Source organism: Legionella parisiensis (assembly GCF_001467945.1).
GTDB classification, from domain to species: domain Bacteria; phylum Pseudomonadota; class Gammaproteobacteria; order Legionellales; family Legionellaceae; genus Legionella; species Legionella parisiensis.
The window spans coordinates 1,044,398-1,054,921 of the sequence record NZ_LNYQ01000013.1; the positions used below are offsets into that span (position 1 = coordinate 1,044,398).

Genomic DNA, 10,524 nt, shown 5'->3' on the forward strand with positions numbered 1-10,524 from the left:
TATTGGTTGTTGACTGTGATTATTTCTTTTTATAAGATGTATTGCAAATACATCTTTATGGAGATCCTTATGTCAGAGTCATTATTTGAGCGTTTAGGAGGTCAAAACGCGGTCAATGCAGCGGTTGATATTTTTTATCGTAAAATGTTGACGGATGAACGAGTCAGTCATTTTTTTGATGATATCGATATGAAACAACAAATCCTAAAGCAAAAAGGATTTTTAACTCTGGTATTTGGTGGACCTAATAAGTACAACGGAAAAAATATGCGCGAAGGACATGCCCATTTACTGAAACGTGGGTTAAATGATACGCATGTGGACATTGTTATTGAGCATCTCGGCGCAACACTTGCAGAGTTGGGAGCACCAGCGGAGGATATTAATCAAGTGGCCGCAATTGCCAATAGCGTTCGAAATGACGTATTGGGACGTATATGAGTACCGTATCATTTAAAAATCAATTTTATACTTTGGATCCTCAGGAAAGTGTATTGCAGTGCCTGCTGCGTCATGAGGTTGATTATCCTAACTCGTGTCAGGCGGGTATTTGTCAATCCTGCTTAATTAAAGTCAAAGATGGGGTTGTTAACCCTGTCTGGCAAGAAGGTTTGCCCGAAACGCTAAAAGCGCAAGGTTATTTTCTAGCATGTCTTGCAAAGCCTGAGGCACCACTTGAAGTCTCAACTCCTGAAAGTACAGAATGCGAGATCAGTGCGCAAATAATCGATATAAAATCACTTAATTACAATGTAATGCAAGTGAAACTTAGAGTGGATAATTTAGAACATTGGGTTCCTGGTCAATACCTTAGCCTAATTAATCCTGAAGGCACGATACGTAGTTATTCAATCGCCAACATACCCATACAAGAAGGATTTATTGAATTACACATAAAAATTTATCCAGGCGGGAGCATGGGGCAATGGTTAGTGAGCAAAGCAACAAAAAATATTGAAGTCAAACTAAGAGGTCCCTTTGGCCGTTGTTTTTACTATAACCCAGAGCAATTGGCTTTTAATATGTTACTGGCCGGAACTGGCACAGGACTTGCGCCACTCATTGCCATTATTAAAAGCGCGCTAAGTCAAAATCATCAAGGAACCATTACTTTAGTTCATGGCGGTCTTTCGGATGAGGATATTTACTATAAAGAAGAGCTGGAAATGTTATCCATGTTGTTCCCATCTTTTGTTTATGACCCTTGTGTGCTTCAAAGTCAGGGGCTATTTCTTGAAGCCTCTATAGAAAAGCGAACATTAATGCATTTAAATCACCCAAAAGAAACACGAGTTTATCTCTGCGGTCCTAAAGAAACTACTGATAAATTAAAAAAACAGATTTTTCTTGCTGGTGTGCCTTCTCAGGCCATCTTAAGTGATGTATTTTTATGAGCATTATTCTTTGGTAAATGATATGATGATTCATGGAGTGAAACAATGCCTCAAAATGCAAAAGCAATAACGGAATATGCCTCGGCAACAAGGGATCCTGTTTCGCTGGTTTTAAAATGGATCTTATTGTTCACAGCGTTGATTTGTTTTGTGGTGCTGATATGGGGTACTTATAAAACCTACCAGCTTGCTCCGCCTTTGCCAAAGCAATTTCAAACTCAATCAGGTCAAGTAGTGATGACTGAAGAAGATATTGTTGCGGGCAAAGCCGGGTTTCAACGTGCTGATTTGATGGATTATGGAAGTCTGTATGGCATGGGTTCTTATTTTGGTGAAGATTACACTGCAAAATATTTGCTGCGCTTAGGGCGACTTGTTGAAGAAAAAATAGCACAAGTGCGATATGGTAAATCGTTTGCTGATTTGGCGGAAGAAGAGCAATACTTAGCCCGAAAAACCATGCAGAGTGAATTGCAGAGCACCGATTTAAGCTCAGCAATCAGTGTTTTATCAACATCAGTTGCCGACTCAATAGGACAATTAAAACAAGAAATTGCATCTACTTTATTGAATCATGATGCAGAAAAAGGTTGGACAAAAGCCTATAGCCTAGATGAGCAAAGTGCATTGCAAACAGCCGATTTCCTTATTTACTCCTCATTGACTACCATTGCTCATCGACCCGGACAAAACAGCTCCTATACCAACAACTGGCCTTATGAGCCCAGTATGGGAAATAGTCCAACACCAGCTACTTTTTACTGGACTTGGGTCTCCTTCTGTTTTGTGTTCTTAGGCTTTGGTGCTATTTTATATATTTATCATCATTACCTGAGCGTGCTAGACGACTCTCTCAGGACACCTCTATTCATGAGTTTTAAACCGCTTACATCAAGCCAGCGTAAAGTAGGCCAGTATTTCCTGGTTGTCGCAGTCATTTTGCTTCTTCAAATTGGTGTAGGCGCTCTTATGGCTCATTACTATTCTGAGCGTGAAGGTTTTTATGGTATCGCGATTAATGACTATTTACCTTTTAACTTCCTGCGTGATGTTCACATACAAACACCAATTGTCTGGATTGCACTGTCCTGGATTAGTGCAGCAGTATTTATGGCGCCCATAATTAGTAAAAAGGAGGCAAAAGGCCAAGGCTTTTTAGTCAGTGTTTTATTTTGGGTCACTCTGTTTGTTGTTGGCGGCGCCCTAATTGGTGATTATTTAGGGATTATGGGGTATGTCAACCAATACTGGTTTTGGATTGGTAATCAAGGACTTTCTTATTTGCAACTTGGCCGCTTATGGCAAATTGGGTTTTGTCTTGGACTGTTTCTTTGGAGTTTTATTGTTTTTCGAGGTATGTGGCCTGAGTGGAAAACTGTTAAAGAAGCAACAATACAGTTTTGGACTGGTCGAATTCAATTGGAACATCTTTTTTGGGCAAGTACCGCGAATGTGGCAGTATTGTATTGCTTTGGCATGATACCGTTAACCGGTATTGAAAAATCATTTACTATTACTGATTTTTGGCGTTGGTGGGTCGTTCATCTTTGGGTCGAGCAATCGTTTGAGTTTTTTGCAGCTTGCTCAACCGCTTATCTTTTAATGGGAACCGGATTAGTGTCTCGTGTTCTTGCAGAGCGAACCATGTTTTTTGAAACCATTCTTATTTTTTTAGGCGGAGTGATTGGCACAGGACATCATTGGTACTGGACAGGTACACCTGATATCTGGGTGCCACTTGGTTCGATGTTTTCTTTTCTTGAGGTTTTGCCTTTAGTACTTCTTATTATTGATGCGATTGAACATCGACAGTTGATTAAACGTCAAGGTGATTTTACCTATAATTTGGCTTATCTCTATGTTTTAGGCGCATCATTTTGGAACTTTGTTGGTGCAGGAGTATTTGGCGGAGGGACGCTTAATGCTCCATTAGTGAACTATTATGAACACGGTACTTTTTTAACGCTCAATCACGCCCATACTGCTTTATTTGGCGCGTTTGGTTTACTTGGTCTTGGGCTTATTTATTTTTGTTTGCGTTATGCCGCTGGAGATCGCTTACCGTGGAGCGAGCGTTTAGGCACTTGGGCATTTTGGCTTTATAACATTGGCCTTTTGTTATGGATTGTTCTTAATTTCTTCCCTATTGGATGGTCTCAATTAATGGATGTTTATGAGCATGGTTTTGCTCATGCCAGAAGTCTTGAGTTTTATAATACTACTTTGTTATGGCAATGGTTACGGTTGCCAGGCGATGTGGTTTTTGCTTTGGGCGCACTCTTCATGGCTTATGATTTCATCAGCAAAGTGCGACCTTTTTTCCCTAAAGTGGAGAATTTATTTAAGAAAAAAATAATGCCTGTCCTTCAATGAACTGAAAGGAGACATGAATTGAATCTGAGAAATACGTCATGACCAGACATTTGAGCGAGTGGTTAATTGAAAAAATGGGGAGTTACAACAGGGACCACCTCAACGAGCATATCTGTGTGATTTTAATAAATTATGCAACAAAATACGTCCTGCCGATGTGCTTTTGGTGGAGGGAAGAAGCCGAATAAGCCGCATGATTCGGCATGTGACTCAAAGTCCTTGGTCTCATGCTGCATTATATATAGGCTGTCTTCATGACATTAAGGAACCCTCTTTGCACGAACTAATCAAGGAGCACTATAACGGCCTACCTCATAAACAACTGCTGGTTGAAAGTGAGCTAGGACTTGGAACTATTATTTCTCCACTCGACAAATACAAAGACGAGCATCTTCGTATTGTTAGACCTGAATGGCTGGCTCAGGAGGATGTATGTCGTGTAGTAAGTTATGCTTTGAGTCGCTTGGGCAAAAACTATGATGTACGTCATGTGTTAGATTTGGCGCGGTTTTTGTTCCCTTGGGGATTTTTTCCGAGAAAATGGCGTTCAACACTTTTCCAACATAATGCAATGCAACCTACAGAAGATATTTGTTCTTCAATGATTGCGGATGCGTTTCAGTCAGTACATTACCCAATTCTTCCCTTTATTCACGAAGGAAATAAACATCAAATGGAACTTGTAAGACGTAACCCTCGTTTATTCACGCCGAGTGATTTTGATTATTCTCCGTTTTTTTCTGTGATTAAATACCCTATATTTCCACCTAATACTTTAAGAGAGTACGCTAATTTACCTTGGGATGAGGAGCAATGGAGCGATATATAGTGATTTTTATTTCATTTATTGTCCGATGTTCTCAGAGATCAGTTTCTTCAAATCTTGAACCGATTCTTTAGTAGGTTCGTGCAGCAATCTGGTTATAGTTTCTTTACTACTGGCTAATGCCGCATTGAGTTGATTGGTAACCTTCCCCGAATGCTGTTAGGCTATCAAGAAGCGCAGCGAGTCGAATTTGTTTTATAAATGAAGACTTAATGCGGTTTAATAAACAATTTATGCAAGACTATTTTATTGATTTTTCTCATGATCGAAGGATTTTTTAATGTCCTGTAAAGTTTCCATGCCGTTTTCACGATGAGCCATTCTATGGCAGTTAGAACACAACATCATGAGCTCTGATATACTTGTCCTGTGATCTATTTTCATTTGAGAAACGGGGATTATATGATGAGCTTCTATAAAGTTTTCACCAATCGAGCCATATACCTCTTCGAAGGAAAATCTGCATATTTCACAAAATAGTTTTCCTCCATGGGTTTTCTTGAATAGTTTTTTTGCTTCATTTATTAATTGGAAATTTCGTTCTCTTCTAAGATGAATAGACTGTATTAAGCGGCCTTCTGGTCGAGTAAACGCCATATCAATATCATTATTTTGACTTTCATTATTAGTTTTTAAATTAAGTAGTTTAGTTACTAAATCAGCTTGTTCATCGCTGAGGCTAAAATTAGTTTGTTGCCAATTTTTTGAAAAACCATTAAATAGTTCATCTTTTAAAATTTCGTCTGTAACCATCTCAGCATTGGAGTATATTTCTATTATTTTGATCCCAGCAACTAAGCCAGATGCATTGATATAATTTTTATCGTTCCATAGGTTCTCTTCTAAGGCTTTTGAATAGATGACTTTATTTCTAGGATTTATTTCTTCTATTAATCCATATGCAATGATACCTCGTGGATTATTTTTTGAGTCAGACTTTGTTCGCCAGATAAATGCGGTGTCCCCCACTTTTATATCTTGTTTATGTTGGTTGATTTGGAAATAAATATAATTATCGTGGCTAGAACAGTTAATCAGATATTGATTTATATCAAAACGTTGTGGGTTTGCCTGAAATAACCAGCTTTTATATGTTTTTTTCATAGCGTTATCTACATTGATCCCAATCATTTTTTCTTATCTCACCAGTTTGATAAAATTGTCGAACAAATTTGATATATTCTTCAAAATCAGGGTTTTCTTCTAGGATTCTATTCACATTATCCCAATCAATTTGTGGTTTTTCTCTTGCTGGTATTTGGATTTGGCTTTCTGCTGGATTCTCGGTATTGAGTTTAATAAATCCTATACCATGAAGGCTAGATAAAATTCTTAGCTCATGTGCTGCCTTATCATCTAGTACGTTTGCAACTAGATAAGCAAAATTGGCCCAGGAGGAGTTGCTTATTGTCTGAAAAAACACTTCTCTCAGATTCGCGAGATTAATATTAACTTTCACCTCAAAAGACCAAAGCTTAGTTATTTTGTCATAATAATGTTGTACGCACTCTTTAACCTCATGCTTCCAATGTCGACTCAAGTCTTCAAGACCAACAATATCAGGGTGAAGCCACTTATTTCCGCCTTTACCATATCGATTACTTGATTTTTTCTCATCTATTCTTTTGCTATAAATTTTTAATTCGGTCCATAAAAAGTCTGAAAGTATTGGATACAAGTCATGCTCTCTTAATCTTTGATCAGTTTGGCCTGCTGTGTTGTAAATATTTTCTTCAGAAATTCTTATTTCATCACTATCAGATAATTCGGAATAGTAATACTCCCTGGGACGGTCGGCTGTAGTTTTAATATTAACCAGTTCAAAGTCGGTGTTTTTTGCTGTGATTTCTCTAACGAGTTGATTTATTAAGGCCTCATCTGTATCTAAAGGAATTACAGTAGCTTTTGAGGATTGTTGTTTTTTCTTGCACTCATCAGGAAAATTAGCAAAAATCCACTCAGCAATTTCTTTAGCTGTAAATTTTTGTCCTTGGTTTGACTTGAGAAAGTCTATCGTTTTTTTTCTTAAATTAAGTGCCATATTGATAATTCCTCTTATAATAACTCATCAAACCTGAAATTTGTGATCTCGTAGGCCTTGATTATGTTATTCCTTTGCTCTTATAAACAGTTCTTTGGTATTGGATGCAGGATTAACTCGCTCATCAATATCAAATATATCCGTTTTTCCCTTGACTAAATCGCTTAATTTTTTATAACCATATCTTCTTGAATCAAAATCTGGTTTTAATTTCGCTAGATAGCTTCCAAAAACAGAAATATAAGCCCAACCTGAATCATCATATGAATTATCCAGCGCTTCTATGATAAATTCTTTTGGGAAAATTGATGCATCTGATTTTTTGGTGGTGTCAGAGTTTCCGGCATTCTTTTTAGTTTTCACTGTTTTTATTTTTTTAGGTTGTAACAGATCAATGGATATAAATTTATTACAAGAATTTCGAAAAGACTCCGGTGTTTTTTCTTCACCAAAGCCATAAACTTTTAACCCTTCCTCACGAATACGGGTTGCAAGCCCTGTAAAGTCACTGTCGCTGGAAATAATACAAAACCCATTTAATTTTTGTGTATAGAGTAAATCCATCGCATCAATAATTAATGCGCTATCGCTGGCGTTTTTCCCTACCGTGTTTCTGAATTGTTGAATAGGCTTGATGGAATATTTTTGTAAAACTTTTCTCCATTGAGAATTATTTGGGAGAGTAAAATCACCATAAATTCTATTTACAATAATCTCTCCATATCGAGAAATTTCATTAATTAGATATTCAATATTAGATGCTGATGCATTATCTGCATCAATCAGAACAGCAAGTTTAGAGGTATTCGGTTCATTCATTTTATGTACCACTATTTGAGTAAAAACAATAAAAATAATAAGCAAACAATAATCGAACCAGCCAAGCAAAATTGATTATATTTTCGAGTTTGTTGAGTCAAATTTTGCGCTTCTGTTAGTGAATTGGAGATCAGATTTTTCATGACGTGTGTAAATTCACTGGTGGCATGTCTCAGTATTTTGTCCATAGCTTCTTTACTGCTAGACAACGCAGCATTAAGTACTTTCTCAGCTTTGTCTTTAGCATCATCCCTCCATTGAGAGGAAATACACTCCATTTCCTCTCTGAACTGCGCCAACATGACCGCTTGTGCTTGTCGTGATTCCTCAATCAGTTTTTCGTTCATGGTCTGCAGGATGAGAATTGGATCATCCTTGCTTAGAACCACCCCATGCCTAATGGCGATCTCTTGAATAGTTGCATCCCATTTATCAGTCATTAGATCACCTTAGCATTGTCTAATTGATTAAACAGTTGATCGCGAACGATTTTTAAGCGTTGGCGGGTCATAATGCTTTTCTCTGGCGCACCCAAAATTTCATCGAAGGTCAGTTTCTGTTGAAGCATTTCGGTTAAATCTCGGCCGTAGGTTTCTTTTTTCAGATCAGGGATTTGAATTAAGGCTGATATTCTATCCTTGTTATCTCGATAGGCTTTCAGTTGTTCAAATGCTTTGCCTTCATGTTCAATGGCTCCCCAATAGGGGTTGAGCCAGACGACAAACTGTGCTTCATTTGCGAACTGGTCAATCAGTTGTGCGAAGCCATTAATGGTATCGAATAAGGCTTGGCCTCCGGTTATGACAGTATGAATCACCATTTCATGGCCTAATTCCTTTAACAAAGCCGGAACTTGATTGCTGATGAGGTAGTGAGATAGCGGTACAAAAGAGCTGGCACCGTTGTCGATGACTACATCACGAGTTGTGGAGGCAATTTTTTCAATGAGGGCATCAAATAGACGGGGGTTGATTTCATCACCACTCATAACTTGAATATGATCGACATTGAGTGCTTTAAAGCCATGAAAGGTTGAATTGATGGGGTCGGTGTCAATACACAGCGGGGTGTGGCCTTTGTGTTGTTTGTATTGTGCTGTTGTTGCTGAAATAAATGATTTGCCAACACCGCCTTTTCCCTGCAGTGTGATATGTATTTTTGCCATTACAAGAGTTCCTCCAAGTTGGGTTTTGGATTAAAAGTAAAACCGCGAATTTCAGTTTTTGTCTTACTTTTAGCCTTTTCATCTTCCTTGGTGTTCTCCTGAATAGATGGCTTTTTTTCTGCAGCAATCAAACGTGCTACATAGCCACAAAAAGTTTTATATGAAAATGAGATTTTACCTTCCTCAACTAAGGTTTCCCAGACAAGCTTTATAGACCAGCCGTCAGCTAGCGCTGATGCGATATCATTTTTTAAAGCAAGAAATGCGGCTTTATTTACAGATTTAGCAGAGGCTTTTCTTACCATTTGCTTTGCTGCGATTCGTTCGCTGAGGGAGTTTCCCATGTCATACCATCAACTTATTATTGTTCTCTTTCTGATGGTACAAACTATTTTGTTGCTGTGCAATTAGTTGAGTTATTTTATTTCCTTTTGGCGTAATTAAACCTTCTCTAAAACGCATAAATATGTAATTTGTCGTAATTATTGGTAATTATTAGGAATTAATTTGGTTTCAAAACAAATAGCCTTGAAATTACATAAAATTACCTGATAGTATGCTATTAGATGAACTTAAAACGCAGGGCAAGATAGGTGAAGTTAGCTAATCAGCAAGCTGGCTACCCAACCTCACATGTCTTATTCGCACCTTCGGTGCTCAACGAAAACCCTATGTTTTAAGGTCAAATCAATACCCAAAGGATTGCATAACCACTTAATTAAGAGGTCGGCATCCTTATGGACGAGAAGCTTAAAACACCCACCAGAAAAAATGGTCGCCATCTTCGCGTACCTGTTTTGCCCTCTGAAGAAATTCAGATTAAATCGAATGCAGCTACAGCTGGGCTTTCAATTGCCGAGTATTTAAGAAGGATTAGTCTCGGTTATCAAATTCAAAGTAATGTTGATAAGGATTATATACTGCAGTTAGCCAAGATTAATGGAGACTTAGGACGGCTTGGTGGACTGTTAAAACTATGGTTGACTCAGGATAAACGTGTTGCACACTTTGACCTCCAAACAATAAAAACATTGTTAGCACGTATTCAAACTACTCAGGATGCAATGTTTGAAGTGGTGAAAAAATTATGATTATTCGCCATATTCCTATGAAGAAAACAAGGCTTAGTAGTTTTTCGGGGCTTGTTCAATACCTATGTAATCAACAAAACAAACAAGAACGAGTGGGTAAGATCAGATTATCAAACTGTAATAGTCTCGATCCCATTTGGGCTGTTCAGGAGGTATTAGCAACACAAGCTAAAAATCAAAGAGCTATAGGAGATAAAACTTACCATATGCTTATTTCCTTTGCTCCAGGAGAAAACCCTTCTGCTCAAGTTTTAAAGGAAATTGAAGATACGGTGGCATTATCGATTGGATTTAAAGAGCACCAAAGAATCTCAGTTGTTCATCATGATACAGACAATCTTCATATTCATGTTGCGATTAATAAAATTCATCCTCAAACCTTTAATATGATTGAACCTTTCAGGGCATATAAGATTTTTTCTGAGATCGCATCCAAGCTAGAAATTGAATTAGGTCTTCAAATAACCAATCATCAAACCCGTAAAAACCGTTCAGAAAATCTTGCTGACGATATGGAGCATCACTCAGGTATTGAAAGCTTAATTAATTGGATGAAACGCTCTTGTAAAGAAAAAATCGAGGCTGCCATTAGTTGGAAGGAGATTCATACCATTTTGGCAGGACATGGGTTGATGATTCGTATTAAAGCTAATGGTTTTGTGTTCTGCGATGCCCAAGGGCTTATTGTTAAAGCAAGTTCAATTTCCAGAACCTTTTCTAAAAAAAATCGGCTCTACACCAATTAAGGGGGCACTTTAATCAACTTAGTCTAAACTAAGTCCTTGATTTAGCGATCAAAAGGAGATTAAAGTGCC

Annotated in this window: 11 protein-coding genes and 1 pseudogene; 6 read left to right on the plus strand and 6 right to left on the minus strand. The window is 37.8% G+C overall.

Features of this window, described 5'->3' with window-relative positions; translation table 11 throughout:
- The first annotated feature begins 69 nt into the window (after window positions 1-69).
- The 4 genes from Lpar_RS10675 (at window position 70) to Lpar_RS10690 (ending at window position 4,596) form a co-directional block, all read left to right on the plus strand.
- Window positions 70-441 (plus strand): group I truncated hemoglobin, encoded by a 372-nt coding sequence (locus Lpar_RS10675; protein ID WP_058517925.1) that lies wholly within the window; start codon window positions 70-72, stop codon window positions 439-441.
- On the plus strand, window positions 438-1,394 hold the full coding sequence (locus Lpar_RS10680) for an FAD-binding oxidoreductase (RefSeq protein ID WP_058517926.1): 957 nt from the start codon (window positions 438-440) through the stop codon (window positions 1,392-1,394). Before Lpar_RS10675 ends, Lpar_RS10680 begins: the two co-directional genes overlap by 4 nt.
- Window positions 1,395-1,439: 45 nt before the next feature.
- On the plus strand, window positions 1,440-3,767 hold the full coding sequence (locus Lpar_RS10685; RefSeq protein WP_058517927.1) for a nitric-oxide reductase large subunit: 2,328 nt from the start codon (window positions 1,440-1,442) through the stop codon (window positions 3,765-3,767).
- A 205-nt stretch (window positions 3,768-3,972) separates the two neighbouring features.
- Window positions 3,973-4,596, plus strand: coding sequence for a hypothetical protein (locus tag Lpar_RS10690; protein WP_237759394.1), 624 nt, complete (start codon window positions 3,973-3,975; stop codon window positions 4,594-4,596).
- 243 nt (window positions 4,597-4,839) lie between these two features.
- Here the strand turns inward: Lpar_RS10690 and Lpar_RS10695 are convergent, their stop codons facing one another.
- From Lpar_RS10695 to Lpar_RS10720, 6 genes are all read right to left on the minus strand, one after another.
- Window positions 4,840-5,697 (minus strand): HNH endonuclease, encoded by an 858-nt coding sequence (locus Lpar_RS10695; RefSeq protein ID WP_162264346.1) that lies wholly within the window; start codon window positions 5,695-5,697, stop codon window positions 4,840-4,842.
- Window positions 5,698-5,701: 4 nt separating this feature from the next.
- Window positions 5,702-6,634 carry a COG2958 family protein gene (locus tag Lpar_RS10700; protein ID WP_058517930.1) on the minus strand — a complete coding sequence of 311 codons (933 nt, stop codon included), beginning with the start codon at window positions 6,632-6,634 and terminating at the stop codon, window positions 5,702-5,704.
- 66 nt (window positions 6,635-6,700) lie between these two features.
- Window positions 6,701-7,453 (minus strand): NYN domain-containing protein, encoded by a 753-nt coding sequence (locus tag Lpar_RS10705; protein WP_058519244.1) that lies wholly within the window; start codon window positions 7,451-7,453, stop codon window positions 6,701-6,703.
- Between the two features lie 11 nt (window positions 7,454-7,464).
- The gene (locus Lpar_RS10710; RefSeq protein ID WP_058517931.1) at window positions 7,465-7,893 is read right to left on the minus strand and encodes a conjugal transfer protein TraM; all 429 of its coding nucleotides are present in this window, start codon (window positions 7,891-7,893) and stop codon (window positions 7,465-7,467) included.
- Window positions 7,893-8,618, minus strand: coding sequence for an ArsA-related P-loop ATPase (locus tag Lpar_RS10715; RefSeq protein ID WP_058517932.1), 726 nt, complete (start codon window positions 8,616-8,618; stop codon window positions 7,893-7,895). The genes Lpar_RS10710 and Lpar_RS10715 overlap by 1 nt, the downstream gene beginning before the upstream one ends.
- The gene (locus Lpar_RS10720; protein ID WP_058517933.1) at window positions 8,618-8,962 is read right to left on the minus strand and encodes a TraK family protein; all 345 of its coding nucleotides are present in this window, start codon (window positions 8,960-8,962) and stop codon (window positions 8,618-8,620) included. Before Lpar_RS10720 ends, Lpar_RS10715 begins: the two co-directional genes overlap by 1 nt.
- A 393-nt stretch (window positions 8,963-9,355) precedes the next feature.
- Between Lpar_RS10720 and traJ the strand changes: the two genes are divergently transcribed.
- Together traJ and traI are read left to right on the plus strand one after the other, a co-directional pair.
- Window positions 9,356-9,709 (plus strand): conjugal transfer transcriptional regulator TraJ, encoded by a 354-nt coding sequence (gene traJ, locus Lpar_RS10725; RefSeq protein WP_027269489.1) that lies wholly within the window; start codon window positions 9,356-9,358, stop codon window positions 9,707-9,709.
- Window positions 9,706-10,437 (plus strand): annotated as a pseudogene (gene traI / locus Lpar_RS10730) (TraI/MobA(P) family conjugative relaxase); the annotation flags it as partial. The gene traJ and the pseudogene traI, both read left to right, overlap by 4 nt.
- Window positions 10,438-10,524: the final 87 nt, after the last annotated feature.

What these genes read in the sequence shown, in the direction of transcription:
- Lpar_RS10675 (WP_058517925.1), top strand. Translation starts at nt 70, where the DNA reads ATGTCAGAGTCATTATTTGAGCGTTTAGGAGGTCAAAACGCGGTCAAT.
- Lpar_RS10680 (WP_058517926.1), top strand. Translation starts at nt 438, where the DNA reads ATGAGTACCGTATCATTTAAAAATCAATTTTATACTTTGGATCCTCAG.
- Lpar_RS10685 (WP_058517927.1), top strand. Translation starts at nt 1,440, where the DNA reads ATGCCTCAAAATGCAAAAGCAATAACGGAATATGCCTCGGCAACAAGG.
- Lpar_RS10695 (WP_162264346.1), bottom strand. Translation starts at nt 5,697, where the DNA reads ATGAAAAAAACATATAAAAGCTGGTTATTTCAGGCAAACCCACAACGT.
- Lpar_RS10700 (WP_058517930.1), bottom strand. Translation starts at nt 6,634, where the DNA reads ATGGCACTTAATTTAAGAAAAAAAACGATAGACTTTCTCAAGTCAAAC.
- Lpar_RS10705 (WP_058519244.1), bottom strand. Translation starts at nt 7,453, where the DNA reads ATGAATGAACCGAATACCTCTAAACTTGCTGTTCTGATTGATGCAGAT.
- Lpar_RS10710 (WP_058517931.1), bottom strand. Translation starts at nt 7,893, where the DNA reads ATGACTGATAAATGGGATGCAACTATTCAAGAGATCGCCATTAGGCAT.
- Lpar_RS10715 (WP_058517932.1), bottom strand. Translation starts at nt 8,618, where the DNA reads ATGGCAAAAATACATATCACACTGCAGGGAAAAGGCGGTGTTGGCAAA.
- Lpar_RS10720 (WP_058517933.1), bottom strand. Translation starts at nt 8,962, where the DNA reads ATGGGAAACTCCCTCAGCGAACGAATCGCAGCAAAGCAAATGGTAAGA.
- traJ (WP_027269489.1), top strand. Translation starts at nt 9,356, where the DNA reads ATGGACGAGAAGCTTAAAACACCCACCAGAAAAAATGGTCGCCATCTT.